Below are 19,376 nucleotides of genomic sequence, written 5' to 3'. Positions count from 1 at the left end.
TTCTAGAAGAGGCTTGTTTGATAAAAGTTGCTTCTTGAATATTTACTTTTCGAAGCATTCAAAATATATGATTTAATAAGCTGCTCAGGCTTATCACAGAAAATTTGCTTATATCCTCTACATATAATGAAATACTTAGCTCTATTGAGCGAAACACCTATTTTTTTCAATTGTTCTATATCAAGATGACCATGCTTTCGCGCATTGACTATTTTATGGGCCGAAGTCAGCCCGATACCCGGTACTCTTAGTATAAGATGGAGATCCGCATTATTGATATCAACAGGAAAAAATCCGGGATTTCTCAATGCCCAACTAAGTTTCGGGTCAATGTCTAAATCTAATACAGGATGTTGCTCATTCACCAGCTCGGATGATTTAAAGCCGTAAAACCTCATGAGCCAATCGGTTTGATAAAGCCTATTTTCCCGAAGGAAAGGTATTGCCGAACCAATCCCCGGTAAACGCATATCATCACTTATCGGAACATATCCGGAATAGTATACGCGTTTAAGGTTAAATTTGTCATAGAGATTTTGTGCAACCTTTATAATTTGAGCATCCGTTTCGCCACTTGCGCCAATTATCATTTGGGTACTTTGACCTGCCGGTGTAAACGAAGGAGTATATTTGAATTTTTCTTTTTCTTCTTTTACCTCCATGATTTTCTGCTTGAGGTAATCCATCGGTCGGATCATATCTTGCCTATTCTTTTCCGGTGCTAACAACTTTAAACCTGAGTCAATCGGAATTTCAATATTCACGCTTAACCTATCAGCGTATAGCCCCGCTTCGTACATCAGGTCATTACTAGCTCCCGGAATCGTCTTCAAATGAATATAGCCATTAAAATTGTGATCCATTCTCAGTTTTTTTGCAACAAGTATCAACCGCTCCATGGTATAATCTGCATTTTTAAAAATACCGCTACTGAGAAACAAGCCTTCAATGTAGTTGCGTCGATAAAAGTTGATGGTAAGATCTACGACTTCCTGAACTGTAAAAGCCACCCGTTTAATATCATTGCTTTTTCGCGTAACACAATAGGCGCAGTCATAAATACAAAAGTTCGTCAATAAGATTTTCAATAAAGAAACACAACGACCGTCTTCCGTATAGGTATGGCAGATACCGGCGCCCGTATTCCCAATGCCTTTGTTCTTATTTTGTCGATTGCTTCCACTCGAGGAACAACTTACATCATATTTGGCTGCATCAGCCAAAATTTCTAACTTCTCTATAATTCTGCTCAAAACAAACTAAATTTATTAGCAAATATACTAAATAAAATAGTATACAGAATTATTCGAGAATCAATTCTATTTACCTTCAAATAATCTTCCCCAACTTGATTACTACCGCGCCACCTACGATCACAATGCATTAAAAAAGCTTCCGGATATAGTTACTTTAACCTGTATTTTCACTAGCTTCGTAAAAGTTAATAAATAAGATTATGAAATTCACAAGAAAAGCAAATGCCAATTGGAAAGGCACAGGCATGGAAGGAAAGGGTACAATCAGTACACAAAGTAAGACATTGGATAACGCCCAACTCTCATTCAAAACCCGCTTTGAACAAGGCGTCGGCACTAACCCCGAGGAGTTGGTCGCAGCAGGGCACGCGGGCTGCTTTACCATGCAACTAAGTTTCCTGTTGAGCGAAAAAGATTATACACCGGAAAATCTAGATACCGAAGCCCAGATAACGTTTGAGGACGGCTCAATTACACATATCAAATTAATCTTAACCGGAGAGGTAGATAACATTTCCGAGCAAGAATTTAAGGAAATTGCGCAAAAAGCAAAAGAAATCTGTCCTATCTCTAAGTTATTGAATACTGACATAACATTAGAAGCGTCTTTAGTGTAAGTGCCCCCTCCAAGCAGCTATTTTCCAGCTGCTTGGGGAGCAAAGCAAACTTTTTAACTATGACACCGCGGTAAGCTTCAACACGACGCTCTTTCGCTTACTAGACAAATAGGGGTTAAAACCTACCTTCATCAAAAAGTCGCCCGTATAAGTTTCCCCGGGATTAATCAGAGATGATTCTCCGTTATAAAGATTTATCTCTTCCAACCGGTAGCTTTTAACCGGATCTAATCCTTTGAACTTTATGGGGACCGGCGTACCTGTATTTTGACGATAATTTACCAAGTAATTAAATATTACCCCTGAATCCCTATTTTCATTGACATATAGAATAGAAGCATAATCCTTTTCTCGAGGGTTTGCCAATCGAAATTGATCGCCTTGCCAAATAATCGGTTTTAATTCATCGTAGGTTTTCAGTGCTTGCTGACAAAATGCCAAATCTTCTTTTGGTAGTTTACTGACCACAATATCAAATCCTAATTTACCCATCATAGCAACGTCAACCTTAAATTTAATGGGCTGGTCTCCCCAGTCAGTTACATGATTAGCACTGGCCAAAGCCGGATAAAAAAAAGAATATTCATACTGCATGAAAATACGTTCCAAAGGGTCTGTATTATCACTCGGCCAATATTCAGTGAAATAGCGAAGGGCCCCGTAATCAACCCGTCCTCCTCCCCCCGAGCAAAGCATCATCGGTATTCTTGGATACTTGGCCCTGATCCGTTCCAGAACCGCATATAACCCTTTCACATAGTCTACATAGAAATTTCCCTGGCTTTTAAGATAAGGGGAATAGGCGTTGTAAATAACAGCATTGCAATCCCATTTCACGTAGGCGAGGCCCGGATTTTTTACAAACAAATCATCCAACGTCTTGAAAACAAAATCCTGTACTTTAGGGTTTGACAAGTCCAACACCAACTGATTTCTAAAATAATATTCAGGACGTCCCTCTTGCTTTACCACCCAATCCGGATGTTTTTCATATAACTCGCTTTTAGGACTTACCATCTCAGGTTCCACCCAAATACCAAATTTAACCCCATTGGACGCAGCCTCCTTTACTAAAGAAACAAGGCCATTGGGTAATTTCTCCCTATTCTCTTCCCAATCGCCTAAAGCCGCTGTATCGCTGTTTCTTGGATATTTATTTCCGAACCAGCCATCATCTAAAAGAAACAAATCAACCCCTAACTTTTTTGTATCTTTTAGCAGAGAAGAAAGTTTGTCTTCATTAAAATCGAAATAAGTGGCTTCCCAATTGTTCAATAAGGTTAATCTACTGCCTCCGCCATCAAGCAATTGATACCTCCGTGCCCAATTATGAAGATTTCTACTCGCATTCCCTATGCCCTGATCAGAAATCGTATAGACAAACTTAGGCGTTATGAATTCTTCATTTTTTTGCAGTATATAAGTAGAGGCGTAATTGTTTATTCCGGCTAGTATACGTAGGTTGTCTTGCGGATCCTTCTCGAAATCAATTTTGAAATTACCGCTCCATGCTAAACCGCCTATAAGCACAGACCCCTCATCTTCTTTGGCAGGACCATTAAAAGACAGCAAAAAGGAAGAATGCTGAAAAAGGTTTGCTCGCGTTCCCAATTTGCTGTCAATCGTTTTTATTCCGTGCGTTAACTTCTCTTCCTCGGGCTGCATTTCCTTGATCCAATCGCCGTGATAATGCTTTAACCAAAAATTGTCCGCTTTTAAGTTTAAATTGGCGGACGAATACTTAACCAACTCCACAGCTCCCTTCTCATGATGACGAATGGTAGCCCATTGCTCGATAACATTTTCTTTTTGATAGATCCGATAATGTAAATCAACTTCAAAAGGATATAGAGCATCTTTTAGAAGCACCCGTAACTCACCGATGTTATGGTTTACAGTGATAAATTCATGGTTCAGATATTTTAAATCCAGCGATTGATTACCGTCTGCGTGTCGCACACTGATCGCAGGTTCCAGCAAGTTACGACTTCCCGACCCTGTATAGGCCGCGCGGTACATCCCGGTATAATCGTCAGCTTGTTTATATTGAGAAGCCAGTCGGCGGTAGTCAGAAGAATGTAGCAATTTAGGGCCCAAATAAACCATATTGAGATCGCCATTGATTTCCACTTGTAAAACAATGGCTTGTTCGCTACCCTCTAAAATAAGTTGCTCTTTTACTTGGTTGGTAAGCTCTTTTTGCTGCGCTCCTGCAATAAGATAACAGCACATGGCAATTAAGACGAAACAGCAGTGTTTCATAAATACGATTGTTCTTTGCATTTATTATCGGTTAATTTACAAATCTGTACTAGTCTATACTATTGAACAAAAGTAGCAATTAACATGCAACAAGACAAGCTATTTGTATGCAAACAATAAGACTAAATCTTTTTACACTTTTTCTAGTACCTTCTTTATTTTTAACTATCTTTATCGCCAGCATAATAGTTTTAGAATAAAGCACATAGCAACTAATCAACCCAAATAGAAAAGCCAGGCATATAGTCTGGCCTTTTCATTCTATTTGATATAGAGCTATTCTTATAAGCGTCGCATCACACCCCATTATTGTCGCTTCTACACATATTACCTGTTGATTTTTTGAATTAAGTTTGTACTTAACAATGACAATATTTGGCCATTGAAAACAAATTATTCCAGTGAATCCGGCACGAGCCGTAGCTTTAAAAAGAACACCTGCCAGCGGTAGGCAGCAAGCGTTCTTGCTATTAAGAAAGTTTATTCTAATGAAAAAAATTATCGTATGTAATTGGCTATCCCTAGACGGTTTTTTTTCCGGTCACAATGGCGAAACCGACTGGTTTTATTGGAATGATGAAATCGAGCATCACCAACTTACCATACTACAAGGGGTAAAATTAATGTTATTTGGCAGAACTACTTATGATATAATGGCAAATTACTGGCCCACAAACGCAGCTGCTCATGAGAATAAACAAATAACCAAATTGATGAACAACATACATAAAATCGTTTTTACAAGCAGCTTAAAAGCGATCAGTTGGAAAAACAGCATCGTTAAAAGAGAACTTAAGCAAGAGGATATACACCGCCTAAAACAAGAGACTCATGGAGACATCCTCATCTTGGGAAGTGGAAGTATTGCTTCGCAACTGTTGAATTTGGATTTAGTGGATGAATTGCACCTTTTCATCAATCCGATTATACTGGGTAGTGGGCAAACCATGTTTCAACACGTACACGGACGAATAACATGGGAACAAGCGAAAAGCGAGTCTTTCAGTAATGGGGTAACATTAAATGTTTATGAAAAGCAGCCTGCAATTTCAAATGAACATCATCAACTCCTTTCGAAAATTAATTTATCATATTATGGAAACTAAGATCAAAAGTAATTTCTTAAAAATTGTCATCCCTGCCTACAGAATGCGTAGTCAACTATTTAATAACGTGCTGGCCAACATAAATGAAACAGATGCTAAACATAGGGTAAACGGTCGCACCAATCACATATTGTGGATGGCTGGCAATTTAGTAAACTGCCGCTATTGGCTCGGAGAAGCATTGGGACTTCCATACAAAGACCCGCATGCAGATTTATTTTCAGATGCCAAAGCTTTAGATGAAAACCTAAATTATCCTAACCTGACGGCACTTATAGGTGAGTGGCATAAGATTTCACCAAAGCTTTTTGACAGACTTTGCAACATAATTGACGATGAGCTTCTTCAGCCCTATGCTATTGGAATGGAAACACCCTTTATCGAAGAAAACTATTTAAATGCAATCGGAATGTGTCTTGACAGAGAAGAATATTTGTTCGGGCAGTTAGGCCTTATGCGGCGAGTTCTAGGTTACGAGGCTATGAAATATGATCTAGATCCCTCCATCAAGTACTAAAGGTCGTTTTTCACTTTTAAGCCCTGCGGAGCCATTTACGCGATATATCGCCAGTTACTTGAGGGACAGCCCCCACATATACACCGAAGTAAAAAGATTAAGAATGAGATAATGAACTCGACTTATTCATTGATGATTAATTTGTAACCAATACCCCGTATATTAACAATCTCAATACGGCTGTCCTCTCTCAGGTGTTTTCTAAGCTTTGTAATAAAGACGTCCATACTTCTGGCGTTAAAGAAATTATCTTCTCCCCATACAACTTCAAGCGCCAATTTACGATTGAGCACCTCGTTTTTATTTTCGGCAAGTAACTTCAGAAGTACCGACTCTCTGAACGAGAGTTTGATCGTTCCGTTTGGCTTGTTCAGTTCCTGATTTTTGCTGTTGAACAAAAAATCGCCTATCTCAAAGATCTCTTTTATCTCATTTTTGTTTTTTATTGATGGACGGGATAAAAGCGCATTTATTCGAACAATTAACTCTTCCATACTAAATGGTTTCTTTAAGTAATCATTGCAACCCAGTTCGAAACCCTTTACCACATCGTTGGTTAGAGATTTTGCTGTGAGAAATATAATCGGAACCTGCTGATCTATCCTTCTAACGTCTTCTATAAGACTAAAACCATCTTTAACGGGCATCATAATATCAAATATGCAAACAGTCGGTTGCCAAGCTCTGAACGTGGCATAGGCCTTTACTCCATCTTGGACTAAAATCACGTTAAACCCGCTAAGTTCTAAGCTCTCCTTAACGATCTTACCAAGAAAAGGCTCGTCTTCTGCTATCAATATTTTCACAGCTTCCATATAAAGTAAAATTTTATGTAATCAAGTTAATATAAATAAAAACAACACAATATCATTTAAAAGGTAAACAAATAGTAAATACACTTCCCTCTCCTAATCTACTGCTTACGCTGATCTCTCCGTGATGCATCCTGACAATACTTGCAACGTAACTCAGTCCCATACCGAAGCCTTTTACATCATGAAGGTCGCCTGTTGGAACCCGGAAAAAATTGTCAAACACACGATCCTGATAAGCGGTAGGAATTCCAATACCATTATCTTCTATCGAAATCTTCACAAACGCTTGCTCATAACGCAGGTCAATCTTAATCACAGGTAAACGTCTTGAATATTTTAGGCTATTTTCTATTAGATTATAAAAGACATTCGCTATATGGTCTTGATCCAGCTCCAACATCGGCAGTAATTCTTGCCCTTCGTTAACGTGTATTACTGCATTTTTTCTTGATAATTGCGGCTGCATAGTTGAGATAACCTTATTAATTAGTAAAAGAACATTGGTTGTTTGAAAGTATAGACTAACTTCGTTCTTTTCAAAAGCAGCCATTCTTAACACCTTATCAACCATACTCGATATACGATTGAGTTCAAGTTGACAGATAGTTAGGTATTCTGACAATCGTTGCGAATTACTATTTACTTCCCTATTTTTAAGCGCTTCGACAGCCAAGGATATAGTTGCTATGGGCGTTTTGAATTCATGGGTCATATTATTAAAAAAGTCATTTTTTATATCCGACATTTTTTTTTGCTGAAAAATAGTACGCAACATATACAAAAATGCCCAGGCCGTTGCTCCTATAATAGCGATTGAAATAAGTAATATCCATTGCATTTTTTTTACGATAAAGAGCAGATTATTGTCTAAAGAAAAATCGACAAAGTAAGGCTGTAATATGCCGAATTTTAAACGCGTTATTTTACGTGAGAACTGCTCAAAGCGTATACTATCCGTATAATAAGGTTGACCTCTACCACTTATATTGGACAATTTTAATGCATAAGACGTATATATATTATGCGTGTGTAGTAAAGAATCAATTTCTAAAGATAAAGGGCCGGATAGCTTTTGTAGCTCAGATTTGTCATGGAAAACATCGGTTATGTTAACAATTTTCGTTTGTTGAACTTTTGAGCGGCCTTTTATATCCGTTTTGCCTGCGTTTATCTGCGTGATCACCGACAATTTAAAAGGCCCTTTTGTTGAATCATCGGGTTCAAGTAACGGAAGCTCCGGTTGTCCCCCCGTCACATTGCTAAATGTTTGAAAAAAGGCATTCATTTTCTCGCCCTTACCTATAATAAGACGCTTACCGCTCCGCAAGCTATCCAATGGAATACCCAACGTCTTCATATCACGCTGGATATGTTTTTGCTGAAGCGTTTGCAATAGCTTTAATATATCCTTATCAAATTGTTCAGCACTCAGTTGATAAGAATTGTATAGCCAGTAGCCTTGTAACAGAAAAACACCGGCCAAGGCAAATGACACAATGATTACTGTAAAACGAATTCGTTGCAATAACATACTACAAATCTACATTTAATTGAATGCAAGCCTTAAACCGTTAACAGAACTTAGCAGAAATTAACAGTAATTAACATTCACCCTTATGTTTAACAGTGTTTAACAGTAATAAAAATCAATAAATCGACTAACCTATATACTTTCGATGATACAATAATGCTTTAATCTAACAAAACGTGTTGATCCATTGATAAAAGCATCCATTAACTATTAAAATATAAGCGAAATGAAAACATTTTTTTTTCTGAAAAGAAGCCTCGCGTTTTTTGGCACTATCGGTCTCGCATTTTCTGCATTTGCTCAAGAAAAAGATCAAGCACTCGCCAGTGTTGTCTATGACTTTATTCATGTGACAGATACAAACAAGAGAGAAAACCCCAAAAAAGAAAGTATGATCCTCTATTTAGGTAAATTCATGAGCGCCTATAAAAGTAAAACACTCGCTTTAAAGCTAGAAGAAATTAGAAAGGAGATGGGGGAAGAAAACGACAATGGAAATAAAAGAAAACTTTTCTCCTTTAATTCGCCCAATGTATCCAACGATGAGCTTTTTCTAAATCCTCAAAAGCAGAAATTAATTAGGGTAGATAAAATTGGTCCCACGGCATACCAAATCCCTGAAGACTATCCGATTATCAATTGGAAGATAACCAATCAAACAAAAATTATTGGTGGATATAATTGCCAGCAGGCCTTTGGAGAATTTGGCGGTAGACTCTATACCGTTTGGTTTACCCCCGAAATACCATTTCCTTATGGTCCATGGAAACTTCATGGCCTACCGGGACTAATCCTGCAAGCATCCGATGCTAAAAACGATGTTCAGTTTAATTATGGAGGATTTAAGAAAGAGCTAGACAGCAAAGTTTCTATAGCACTTCCCGACAATGCTCCGCAAACAACACTAAAGGATTTTATGAAGGCGAAAGCCGCTTTTGAAAAGAATTTAATGTTCAATCAAAAAGCCCTCGCACCGGGGAATGCTAATACGAGAATCGTCCTTAAGGATCAATCCGGGCGCCAATTATCTGAGAACGAGTTCAAAGAAATGATGGAGTCTCGGGCGAACGAAAAAAACCCGATAAATAATCCATTAGAGCTTAATAAATAACAAGCCTCATCCATAAGTAAATGAGATTCATCGTACCGTTTCTTTCTTTCTTCTCTATATTGGTAGTTCATTGCCAAGAATTGAAAATTAGTGGTCAATTAAAAACAATTGACGGTAAAGGTATTCCATACGCCAACATCACATTAAAAAGTGCGCAGCAAACAATTATTGCCTATACCACCAGTAACATTGAAGGCTATTTCAGCTTCACATTAAACGATACTACTACTACTGCACATTGGTTAGAAGTAAACCACTTAGGATATAAAAAGTTCAGGACATCCGTAATAAATGGTAAAATGGAGTACCTGATCATGCTCGAAGAGCAATCGATTGATTTAGCGGAAGTGGAAGTTAAGAGCCCTCCCATACGTTCAAATAACGACACCTTAAGTTATGACGTTGAATCTTTTGCTAAATCAGAGGATCGTACCATAGGCGATGTGTTAAAACGTATGCCTGGAATAGAGGTTGAAGAAAGCGGACAAATAAAATATAATGGCAAGAATATATCAAACTTTTATATCGATGGAGATGACTTATTAAACGACCGTTATAATATCGGAACAAGAGCGATTCCACAAGACATGGTAAAAGAGGTTGAAGTATTACAAAACCATCAACCCATTGAAGTGCTACGAGATAAAAGCTATAGTGATGATGTGGCAATTAACTTAAAAATAAAAGAAGACGCCAAGCTTAAGCTGACAGGACAGATAAAAATGGGTGGCGGAATTCCGAATTTATACGAAGCTGAACTAAATAGCCTATTATTCAATGATAAACACAAAATGCTTAATGTTGCTAAAGCGAACGATATTGGCGTCGATTTATCAAGGGAGCTAACTGCCTTTAACGCCGAAAACCAATTACAGTCTATGAATAATCAACGACCATCCGAAATACTTTCTTCAGGTACCGTATCGGAACCAAATCTTCCGAAGGAACGTTACAATTTCAATCACTCAGCCTTAGTTAGCGCAAATAATCTAACGAATTTGAAAAACAGTTTTCAGTTAAAATCGACGATAAATCTGTTATATAACCGCAACGATATGAACTACAACAGCTTGACAAATATGTATGTAAACAATGATACGATTCGTTATAGCGAGGTACAAAACATAGAAAACAAACCTTTAATGGCAGATTTCTCAGTGAGTCTTAAAAACAACAATAAAAAGTATTATTTCAACAACATGCTTCAGGTCAACTTTAGCAACGAAAAAAGCGTGTCTGATCTTCAAAGCAACTCCTTTGACTTTAGTCAGCAACTAAAAACAGGGCAGTATGACTTTTCAAATAAAATATCCTACCTCCCTTCCTTAAAGAACCAACATATCCTGAGCTTTAATTGGTATCTTAATTACTTTAATAAGCCACAGACGCTAACAATAAACCCAGGCATCAATGACGGAGCACTTAATGATAGCATTCCCTTTCAAGCCGTCAATCAGATTACTAATTTACCAACTTGGTTTAGTAATTTGTCATTGAGCTATCGGATCCCAAAAGGTCGTATTAAACAGCATTATCTAGTTGGCCTCGTAAGTGAATGGCAACACCTGACTTCTAATTTAGAATTAAGGCAGGCAAACGGAGACTGGACTCCTTATGGAAATAGTTTAGATAATGATTTATATTGGAAGCGACATAGAATAAACATAAATCCATCTTTTGAATACGAAAAAGGTCCTTGGGAAAGTCTCGTTTCGTTTCCACTTTCGATACAAAGTATAAATTATGAAGATGTCGGATTTACATTTAGAGAAAATTTCAGCAAATGGCTTTTCAACCCTGCATGGAACTTAACCTATAACCTAAATAGTGAAGATTATCTTGCTGTCAACTACAGTTACAACAACCAAATAGGTAATATAAGCGATCTCTATCGCGGGGCTATTCTTACCAATTACCGAAGCCTTCAATCTAACAATGCAAGCCTCCAGGAAAGAAATCTCCACAATATCGGTCTACGCTACAATTATCAGCGAAACCTTCAAATGTTTTTTATGAATGCATCTATTAATTACAGTAAGGTTCGTTCCAATACAATTCTTTCTCATATAGTAAGCAATAATCTCTTTCAAACCGTTCTTTTACCTTTTAGCAATAAAAGCCATGATTTAAGCATCGCGGCTGGCATTAGCAAATATTTATTCGATATCGACGTCAATATTGGTGCTAATGCCTCTTGGAATAACACCCGTTATAATCAGTTTTTAAACAACCAATTACTTCCTTTTAATAACCTAACCTTCAGTTTTAGCCCTTATTTTGAAACTCGCTTATTGAATTTCCTATTTTTAAAATACGCCGGAAAGGGAAATTGGACCACCAGTAAAATGATCGGTGCAACCGCAGGAATTGATTTTCCCGACAGACAAATTCAATTTTTTGATCAATCTCTTGACCTAACATTCCGACCATTTGAAAATGCTTTTTTTAAGCTGAGTGGCCGACAACTTTTAACCACGCAAAAAAATGCGGAAAATGTAAAGTACCTTTTTACAGACCTCAACTTCCGTTATAAAATAGACAAATGGAAGACTGATATAGAGTTGGATGCAAGTAACCTTACAGACATTAGGTCTTACGAACTATACACGCTTTCTTCCAATCAGTTTGGATACAGTCAATACGATTTAAGAGGCCGCATGTTACTCCTTAGACTTAGTTTTCGTATTTAAAACACGTCGAAACGCAAATGCTGATCGCTAAAAACGTGTTTAGTCCGTCAAACGTCCAATAGGATAAAGCAAGTGTGTCTTCTCGTAATAAGAAGAATGTTTATAAATCCAATCGAGCTGTGCTTGGCCACTTTTCATAAGCGATGAATCAGCCTGTTTAGCTTTTTCAAAGGCATGTGCCAATGCTCGGTTTTCTTTTAATAACCTCTCAGCTTCTTCTTCAAAAATGTAAGAGGCAAAGTATTCTTTCTGTCCTAAAATTGCGTCAAAAAAGTTCCAACAGAAATATGAGTCCACCGCTTGAGGCTCAAGTGTCTCTATAATATACCTGTTTTTCTCTTGATCCGTTTTTACTATCACGTCTCCTGCATAAAACGGAACCTCCATTTTTTTCGTTACAAGCTCTACCTCCCTATGCAAATAATGACCTTCGAATGGTTTTTCTAGACTTTTGAATCGCTTAATATAGTACATGTCAAGCAATAGGGTTGTGTCTCGCTCGAGCGTTTCCAGCTTCACTCCATTTAACGCTAAAAGTTTAACAACTTTTTCATAAGCTTGGGGAATGATATAAGCCGATGGCTTTTTCACAGTTAATTTTGGCTTGTATCGATTATAAAGTTTTATCTTTCGGGTAAAAGGTTTGTTTCTATCGTAATATAATCGATCCTGTCCACTTACCTCACTTGGCTTGTGCATAGCCTCATACCCATAAAAGTCAATTTGCCTATAATTAAGCGTATCCAGTTCCCATGCCAGCGGAAAAACCTGCTGATCCTTTACAGATTGCTTCGCTTTTTTTCTAACTGCCAGCAATTGGCTTCCTTGCTCATGGGTAATGTCTATTAAATGTTTCATCAGCGCATAAGTTGCATTTACTCGCTGCGCAAAAGGTTTCCACATATGAGTTTCGGGCATATAAGCTATGGTATTATGCAATGCAGCATATCCAGTGGAATATCTGGGATTTTCCAAAAAAGACACGATACCGGATTCCGGCGTCTCTCCGCGCGAATCTACATAAGGCACCAGTCGGTACCCCTCTCCTTCCATTCGATTATATAGCTCCTGCGTATAATTTTTCAACATATAATCAGCTAAAATAGTGTTCAATTTGTCCGGTTGCGTATCGATAAGCGTCATCACATACTGATAATCAGCACCGTTACTTGCGTGGTTATCGATAAAAACATCGGGGTCCCAGCGATTAAATATTTCCTGGAAAGTCTGAGAATTACGACTGTCTGTCTTAATAAAATCACGATTGAGATCTAAATTCTGTCTGTTCCCCCTAAACCCATATTGTTCCGGGCCGTTTTGATTAACTCTCGATACCCCGCGATTTAACATACCATCAATATTGTATACAGGGATGAAGCAAAGCACAACATTGTCCGGAACAGCATCTTTTATTAACAAATCCCGAATTAGCATCATGGATGCGTCAATACCCTCGGGTTCTCCGGGATGGATTCCGTTGTTGAACAATATGATGCTTTTATTTTTCTTTCTTAGGCTAAGGGGATCGAAATCACCATCCTTGGACAAAACCATCAGCTGAAGTGCCTTACCAACATCAGTTGTACCAAAAGAAAAGAGTTTAGCCTGCACATAACTACTATCCAAATGGCGATAAAATGCCAGTACTTCTTCGTAAGTAGCAGTACGATTATGTTTATCATCTAACTCAAAAGCAATCTTTTGAGCTTGAACAAAAAAGGAGAAAAAAATGAGCGAGAGAAAGACAAATGATTTTAGCATTTTCTGTTTGTTATTTTCTTTAGGGTGTCCCCTAATTCTTAATCATATACCCTCTTCTACAAAGATCTTTTTTACTAAGTTGATTTCCCTTTCATACATAGTTTTTTTCCTGGTACCGAAATACAGCGTGTTTTCCATAACCGGGTCACCGGTCCATATAAGATGAAGCTTTTTGGACTCTATTTCGTTCTTGCACAAAAAATCCGGAATGATTGAAAAACCAACCCCCTCGCTTAAGCATCGGACAATAGAGCATATATTAGGGACGATATAGTTCGGTTTAAAATCCGGATGGTGCCTGAAGTTCAGATACCAGAATCTTTTTAAGTTCTCCATATCAGCGGCGGTACTATACCATACTTGTTCCTTAAGCCATTTCTCTGCAGCCATCAAATCGCCCTTTACAATGAGCTCTTCCACAATTTTCGTATCTGTTTCCGCACCGGCTACCAAGACGATCCGTTCTTTAGAAAATGGGCTAAATTCCAGGTTTTTTTCCAGACCTTTCTGAGGCGTAATAATCAGATCTAATAAACCTTTATCTAAATCGTGAATCATCTGCGGATACTCCCCAAATTTAATAATTACATTAAATGGCAGGGATGATATATGTCTTTCCAGCGTAAATTGAAAAGTTTCAAAGCACATACCGATACTCACGGTTGCGCGATCGATTTTAGAACTTCGGTGAAAAAGCTGTTCAGAAGTTTCTAATTTCGTTAAGGGTTCAAGAATGAAGTTATATAATACCTTGCCTCGTTCCGTGGGGACCATCCGCTTTGCAGAGCGATCAAACAGCTTATAACCGGTATAAGTCTCCAGCGAATTTAAATGTAAGCTCACCCCTGGTTGTGATATAAATAACATCTGCGCAGCACCGGTAAGTGTTCCGGTTTCATAAATAGCCTTAAAAGTGCGAAACCATTCCAAATTTAGCATATCTATTATATTAGTAATGCAAAGTTAACACATTGCACATACTATTAATACACTACATTTTTTAATCGCTAACTTAATTTCTTAAAAACAGCGATGCCGTTATGGCCCCCGAAACCAAAAGTGTTACTCATTGCTACTTTAACATCATGTTTTAGTGCATTTAATTTTACAAGTTGAAGACCTTCAGGTATTGCTTCGTCCGGATTGGTTAAATTAATTGTGGGAGGTATAATCGAATCACGAATTGATAGAACACAGGCAATGGCTTCAATGGCACCCGCAGCACCTAACAAATGACCGGTCATAGACTTCGTTGCGCTCACATGCAAACGATCAAAACTGCTCTCGAATAGTTTATGGATTGCCTTTAGTTCACTCATATCGCCAACAGGGGTAGAAGTCGCGTGCGCATTCAGATAATCTACTTCTTGAGCTTCAATATTGGCATCCTTTAGGGCTAGCTTCATTGCCATATAAGCTCCTTCGCCTTCAGGATGGGTGGCGGTCATGTGATAAGCGTCTGCCGTCATCGCTGCACCAACTATCTCGGCATAAATTTTAGCTCCTCGTGCACGCGCGTGCTCATATTCTTCTAATACCAAAGCCCCCGCTCCTTCACCCATCAAGAATCCATCGCGACCTTGGTCAAAAGGCCGGCAAGCTAACGTGGGTTCTCCATTTAGCGTAGTCATTGCCTTCATTGCACAAAACCCACCTATTGACGCTTCCGTAATAGGCGCTTCTGAACCTCCGGTAATCATCACTTTTGCCTTCCCCCATCTTATATAATTAAAAGCATCCATAATAGCCGTATTGGATGTTGCGCATGCCGACACCGTCGTATAATTGATCCCTTTCAGCCCATGTCTTATAGAAATCAATCCCGAAGCCATGTTAGCGATTAGCTTCGGAACAAAAAACGGACTAAACCGCGGTGTAAAGTTTTCAGACACATATTCCTTTACCTGCTCCTCAAAAGTAAGCATCCCCCCTTGCCCAGACCCCCATATGACACCTATATCGTAGGGATCCATGTCCGCGAAGTTTAATTGTGCATCACTAATCGCCTGATCAGCGGCTATAAGTGCATATTGTGTAAAGGGGTCTGTACGCTTGATCTCACCTCTATCAAGCCATCGGGAAGGATCATAATCTTTAAGCTCGCAAGCAATTTGTGTTCGAAATTTATTGGCGTTAAATTTTGTGATTCTCGTGGCACCCGAAACACCTTTTATCAAGTTCTGCCAAAAAGTCTCAACATTTTCGCCAATTGGCGTTAAGGCTCCAAGCCCGGTTATAACGATTCGATTCATGATTTTAAATTTAGGTGAAGCAACGGCCTCACAACAACTACTTGCATTTAACAAGCACTTGCAAATATAAAGCAAACCGCCTTATATTTGCAAGTGTATAAATTTCCATGTAAATATGAGATCTGATTGCCCTTTAAACTACGCTCTTGAGCTATTTGGTGACAAGTGGTCTTTATTGATTATCCGGGACATGGTATTCTTTGATAAGCGATACTATCAGGAATTTTTACTTTCTGAGGAAAAGATATCAACCAACATTTTAGCAAACAGATTGCTCATGCTCGAAAAAAACGGGTTCATAAAAAAGAAAAAGGCACCCGATCATAAACAGAAAATAGTATATAGCTTAACCGAAAAAGCGATCGATTTGGTTCCTATGATTATTGAAATTGGTTTATGGTCGGATAAGCACGGCCACCACATTCCGGCCTATAAAAAGGAGCTTATCTTAAAAGATGTAAAAATCAATAAACTGAATGCCCTCCAACAGCTTAAGGACAAGTTGTACCGCAAGCATATTTCTAGCTAATAGGTATTTCAACAAGGCATGCCTTCGCGACACCTAATCTTTTAACATTTTTTAAGGTTAACTGAACCAAACCTTAAAACTTCTTAACACTTCATTAGCTAGTTTTGATTTAAAATTAGCAATATGAAAAAAACTATTTTTATTTGTATTTTACTCGGCTTGATGGATAAATCTTTATCAGCCCAACAATGGAATATTCGATGTAGTGTAAGACTGGGAGGCAATTTGCCTTATTACGCATTGTCCAATATAAACAATAATACTTCTCGTGTAGCGTCCAAAAAGGTGGGTTTTACCGTTACCGGTTTAGTCGAAGCATCAACAGCTCGTTACTTTGCCATCCAGTCCGGTATCTCCTTCCAACAACTCGGTTCACAGCTAGATTATTCTGAGTTTGGCAATACACCAGTCAAACAGCACACCTTCTGGCTTCAGCTTCCTGTTAATTTTGTAGGAAAGCTTCCATTGAAGGATAGCAGCTATTTCTTTTTAAGCATGGGGCCATACGGGGGATTTGGACTTATGGGATCAAACAGCTTTGCTTCAAACTATACGGGGAATCGGGAAGATTTCACATTCGGCGATTCAGGAAGCCAGAAAAGGTTTGATTACGGCGTGAATCTCCATTTTGGTTACCAGTTAAAAAAAGGATATAATCTTTCTGCAGGTTACTTACTGGGATTGGCCGACTTATCAACCAGCTCGCGGTATGAGCAACGGAACAGAGCTTGGGCGTTTACGGTTGGTTATTCCTTTTAAAACAGAAACAAGCCTGCGTATAGGTTACCTTTGGCAGAAAAAAGGAATGAAAGGTTATGGAATTTGATTGAAGAAAACATCTTATGAAAAAATCAAAGTCCATATCATGATGGACTGAAAGTTGTGATGCGGTTCATACGTGCAAAAGAATAAAGATAAACGAGCTAATTATTTGTAGATGAAAAAGAAAACCCAGGTTATCGATCACCTAGCGCATCCTCTTCTAATAATTTTTTCATTCCTGCTATTTGCTTGCCATAACGGGATAGATCAACAGCATGCCATTGGCAGCGCAGCTACAGCGGAAGCGATTGCACTTAATGAACCGGAACCTATACAAACTATACCATTAGAACGAAGGCTAATTAAAGAAGGAACTATCTCTTTTGAAACAAACGATTTATCGGAAACGGCCAAACTAATTGGACAAGCAATAAAAAAATATAATGCTTATATAGCATCAGAAACCGAGAATAATTATTCGGAAAGCCTCAACAGAACCATCGTTGTTCGCGTAAATGCTAAGCAATTTGACGCCTTTATTGGAGATGTGGCTAAAGGCGTCAATCATTTTGAAACAAAAAACATACAAGTAAAAGATGTTACCGAGGAATTTGTTGATATACAGGCTAGGTTAAAAACAAAAAAAGAGCTGGAACAACGCTATCGCACATTACTCCAACGTGCAGCTAAGGTTACTGAAATTCTCGAAATCGAAAAGCAATTAGCAGAAGTTCGGGCCGAAATCGAATCGGTTGAAGGGCGTTTACGATATCTGGCGAATCAATCGACTTATTCTACCTTGTCGATTACTTATTATAAAGCTGTTCCTAAGCAAATTGCTTTTGGTCAAAAGTTCAAACAGGGACTTTCCAACGGTTGGCAAAACTTCGTATGGTTTACGGTAGGCCTCATTAATATTTGGCCATTTTTATTGCTGATGGTAATAGCCATGTTTTTTGCTCGACGTTGGTGGCGCAAACGTAAAACAAGACAACGAATGGACGCATCAACGAATTAAACAAGCTGGTAATTCGAACGATTAGCTCGTTTTCCGATAATTCCAAATGGCCCAGACGTTTAATATGATTGCAAAAACAATTAAATATAAAAATTCCAATTGTACGTCACTAAAGTCGCTGCCTTTTAAGATAATCATTCTTACTACTTTTACGAAGTGAGTTACCGGCGTTAGATCAGATAAGGTTCGAGCCCACCGCGGCATGCTATCGGTAGACGTAAAAAAGCCGCTCATGAGCATAAAGATCATCATAAAAAAGAAGGCTATAAACATGGCTTGCACCTGATTATCGCTATAGGTAGAAATAAGCAAGCCGAAACCCAACACGGCCACCAAATAAACGGCCGCAAATAAGTATAAAAGCCACAAACTTCCTTGTAATGCAATTCCATAAACAAAAAAACAAATCATCAATCCCAAGGTAAAAATAATAATCCCTATTACCCAGAACGGGATCATTTTACCTAATATAAACTGCCACTTTTTAATCGGGCTTACATTGATTTGCTCAATCGTACCAATTTCTTTTTCCTTTACAATATTTAATGCAGTCATAAAACCACCTATTAATGTTAGCAGCAATACCAACACCGCTGGAACAACATTAAATTTATAGGCCTCCAAGGGATTATACCAGCTTCTTTGTAGAATTTCGATACTTCCCCTTGGCCTCGATTCCGCGTTCCATTCCAATTCTGAACTGAAATCTGAAATAATCCGATTCAAGTAGGCTGTACCAATGCCTGATTTTGTCCCGTTAATAGCGTCAGCATAAACTCCTACCCGCTGCTTCCCCTCTCTTATCAGATTTCGTTCAAAATTTAGCGGGATTTCCAAAATTATGTCCACTTCTTCTTTTTCAATATGATGAATGGCACCGTTATAACTGGTGTTAGAACTAATAGGAATGAAATACCCTGAAGCGTAAATTTTGTGAATTAAGCGCTGTGAAAAAGAACTGTTGTCCATATCAACAACAGAAAGATTAATGTGCTTTACATCAAAGTCCATGGCTAGCGGTAAAACAACCAATTGAACGATCGGCATAGCGAACATCATAGCCAAGATAGACTTATCCCGAAATATTTGACGAAACTCCTTTTGCAATATAAATCTTAAAATTTTCATCTTTAGCGCCGTATTGTTTAG

General features: G+C 38.3%; 16 protein-coding genes. 8 read left to right on the top strand and 8 right to left on the bottom strand.

Going from position 1 to position 19,376, the window contains the following annotated elements; genetic code table 11:
* Positions 1–2: 2 nt before the first annotated feature.
* Positions 3–1,253 (bottom strand): putative DNA modification/repair radical SAM protein, encoded by a 1,251-nt coding sequence (locus M1D52_RS11305; RefSeq protein WP_437365834.1) that lies wholly within the window; start codon positions 1,251–1,253, stop codon positions 3–5.
* Between the two features lie 203 nt (positions 1,254–1,456).
* Between M1D52_RS11305 and M1D52_RS11300 the strand changes: the two genes are divergently transcribed.
* On the top strand, positions 1,457–1,873 hold the full coding sequence (locus M1D52_RS11300) for an OsmC family protein (protein WP_437365836.1): 417 nt from the start codon (positions 1,457–1,459) through the stop codon (positions 1,871–1,873).
* Between the two features lie 57 nt (positions 1,874–1,930).
* Here the strand turns inward: M1D52_RS11300 and M1D52_RS11295 are convergent, their stop codons facing one another.
* Positions 1,931–4,156: an alpha-galactosidase gene (locus M1D52_RS11295; protein WP_437365838.1), complete on the bottom strand. Its 2,226-nt coding sequence runs from the start codon at positions 4,154–4,156 to the stop codon at positions 1,931–1,933.
* Between the two features lie 467 nt (positions 4,157–4,623).
* On the opposite strand from M1D52_RS11295, the gene M1D52_RS11290 reads away from it, so the two are divergent.
* Together M1D52_RS11290 and M1D52_RS11285 are read left to right on the top strand one after the other, a co-directional pair.
* Entirely contained in the window at positions 4,624–5,241 is a 618-nt protein-coding gene (locus M1D52_RS11290) for a dihydrofolate reductase family protein (RefSeq protein ID WP_013667316.1), read from the top strand.
* Positions 5,231–5,758 (top strand): hypothetical protein, encoded by a 528-nt coding sequence (locus M1D52_RS11285; protein ID WP_013667317.1) that lies wholly within the window; start codon positions 5,231–5,233, stop codon positions 5,756–5,758. Before M1D52_RS11290 ends, M1D52_RS11285 begins: the two co-directional genes overlap by 11 nt.
* Positions 5,759–5,880: 122 nt before the next feature.
* On the opposite strand, the gene M1D52_RS11280 is transcribed toward M1D52_RS11285, so the two are convergent.
* Positions 5,881–6,573 (bottom strand): response regulator transcription factor, encoded by a 693-nt coding sequence (locus M1D52_RS11280; RefSeq protein ID WP_013667318.1) that lies wholly within the window; start codon positions 6,571–6,573, stop codon positions 5,881–5,883.
* Between the two features lie 52 nt (positions 6,574–6,625).
* Positions 6,626–8,104 (bottom strand): sensor histidine kinase, encoded by a 1,479-nt coding sequence (locus M1D52_RS11275; protein ID WP_437365841.1) that lies wholly within the window; start codon positions 8,102–8,104, stop codon positions 6,626–6,628.
* 226 nt (positions 8,105–8,330) lie between these two features.
* Between M1D52_RS11275 and M1D52_RS11270 the strand changes: the two genes are divergently transcribed.
* Together M1D52_RS11270 and M1D52_RS11265 are read left to right on the top strand one after the other, a co-directional pair.
* Complete coding sequence (locus M1D52_RS11270) at positions 8,331–9,215, top strand: GLPGLI family protein (protein WP_377608669.1); 885 nt, start codon at positions 8,331–8,333, stop codon at positions 9,213–9,215.
* A 20-nt stretch (positions 9,216–9,235) separates the two neighbouring features.
* Positions 9,236–11,905: a hypothetical protein gene (locus M1D52_RS11265; protein WP_437365843.1), complete on the top strand. Its 2,670-nt coding sequence runs from the start codon at positions 9,236–9,238 to the stop codon at positions 11,903–11,905.
* Between the two features lie 39 nt (positions 11,906–11,944).
* On the opposite strand, the gene M1D52_RS11260 is transcribed toward M1D52_RS11265, so the two are convergent.
* From M1D52_RS11260 to fabF, 3 genes are all read right to left on the bottom strand, one after another.
* Positions 11,945–13,666 (bottom strand): M14 family metallopeptidase, encoded by a 1,722-nt coding sequence (locus M1D52_RS11260; RefSeq protein ID WP_013667322.1) that lies wholly within the window; start codon positions 13,664–13,666, stop codon positions 11,945–11,947.
* A gap of 42 nt (positions 13,667–13,708) precedes the next feature.
* A complete protein-coding gene (locus tag M1D52_RS11255) occupies positions 13,709–14,605 on the bottom strand; it encodes a LysR family transcriptional regulator (protein ID WP_013667323.1) in 897 nt (298 codons plus the stop codon).
* Between the two features lie 68 nt (positions 14,606–14,673).
* Positions 14,674–15,918: a beta-ketoacyl-ACP synthase II gene (gene fabF, locus M1D52_RS11250; protein ID WP_013667324.1), complete on the bottom strand. Its 1,245-nt coding sequence runs from the start codon at positions 15,916–15,918 to the stop codon at positions 14,674–14,676.
* Between the two features lie 115 nt (positions 15,919–16,033).
* Between fabF and M1D52_RS11245 the strand changes: the two genes are divergently transcribed.
* From M1D52_RS11245 to M1D52_RS11235, 3 genes are all read left to right on the top strand, one after another.
* Positions 16,034–16,447 (top strand): winged helix-turn-helix transcriptional regulator, encoded by a 414-nt coding sequence (locus M1D52_RS11245; protein WP_013667325.1) that lies wholly within the window; start codon positions 16,034–16,036, stop codon positions 16,445–16,447.
* A 123-nt stretch (positions 16,448–16,570) separates the two neighbouring features.
* A complete protein-coding gene (locus tag M1D52_RS11240; RefSeq protein WP_437365847.1) occupies positions 16,571–17,206 on the top strand; it encodes a porin family protein in 636 nt (211 codons plus the stop codon).
* 178 nt (positions 17,207–17,384) lie between these two features.
* Positions 17,385–18,227, top strand: a complete 843-nt coding sequence (locus M1D52_RS11235; RefSeq protein WP_377608662.1) for a DUF4349 domain-containing protein — start codon at positions 17,385–17,387, stop codon at positions 18,225–18,227.
* A gap of 21 nt (positions 18,228–18,248) precedes the next feature.
* On the opposite strand, the gene M1D52_RS11230 is transcribed toward M1D52_RS11235, so the two are convergent.
* On the bottom strand, positions 18,249–19,355 hold the full coding sequence (locus M1D52_RS11230) for an ABC transporter permease (protein ID WP_437365849.1): 1,107 nt from the start codon (positions 19,353–19,355) through the stop codon (positions 18,249–18,251).
* Positions 19,356–19,376: the final 21 nt, after the last annotated feature.

Source organism: Olivibacter sp. SA151, assembly GCF_054130995.1.
This window is presented reverse-complemented; position numbering and strand designations above follow the sequence as displayed.

Coding starts and splice junctions, on each gene's coding strand:
- M1D52_RS11300 (WP_437365836.1), top strand. CDS start 1,457: ATGAAATTCACAAGAAAAGCAAATGCCAATTGGAAAGGCACAGGCATG.
- M1D52_RS11295 (WP_437365838.1), bottom strand. CDS start 4,156: ATGCAAAGAACAATCGTATTTATGAAACACTGCTGTTTCGTCTTAATT.
- M1D52_RS11290 (WP_013667316.1), top strand. CDS start 4,624: ATGAAAAAAATTATCGTATGTAATTGGCTATCCCTAGACGGTTTTTTT.
- M1D52_RS11285 (WP_013667317.1), top strand. CDS start 5,231: ATGGAAACTAAGATCAAAAGTAATTTCTTAAAAATTGTCATCCCTGCC.
- M1D52_RS11280 (WP_013667318.1), bottom strand. CDS start 6,573: ATGGAAGCTGTGAAAATATTGATAGCAGAAGACGAGCCTTTTCTTGGT.
- M1D52_RS11275 (WP_437365841.1), bottom strand. CDS start 8,104: ATGTTATTGCAACGAATTCGTTTTACAGTAATCATTGTGTCATTTGCC.
- M1D52_RS11270 (WP_377608669.1), top strand. CDS start 8,331: ATGAAAACATTTTTTTTTCTGAAAAGAAGCCTCGCGTTTTTTGGCACT.
- M1D52_RS11265 (WP_437365843.1), top strand. CDS start 9,236: ATGAGATTCATCGTACCGTTTCTTTCTTTCTTCTCTATATTGGTAGTT.
- M1D52_RS11260 (WP_013667322.1), bottom strand. CDS start 13,666: ATGCTAAAATCATTTGTCTTTCTCTCGCTCATTTTTTTCTCCTTTTTT.
- M1D52_RS11255 (WP_013667323.1), bottom strand. CDS start 14,605: ATGCTAAATTTGGAATGGTTTCGCACTTTTAAGGCTATTTATGAAACC.
- fabF (WP_013667324.1), bottom strand. CDS start 15,918: ATGAATCGAATCGTTATAACCGGGCTTGGAGCCTTAACGCCAATTGGC.
- M1D52_RS11245 (WP_013667325.1), top strand. CDS start 16,034: ATGAGATCTGATTGCCCTTTAAACTACGCTCTTGAGCTATTTGGTGAC.
- M1D52_RS11240 (WP_437365847.1), top strand. CDS start 16,571: ATGAAAAAAACTATTTTTATTTGTATTTTACTCGGCTTGATGGATAAA.
- M1D52_RS11235 (WP_377608662.1), top strand. CDS start 17,385: ATGAAAAAGAAAACCCAGGTTATCGATCACCTAGCGCATCCTCTTCTA.
- M1D52_RS11230 (WP_437365849.1), bottom strand. CDS start 19,355: ATGAAAATTTTAAGATTTATATTGCAAAAGGAGTTTCGTCAAATATTT.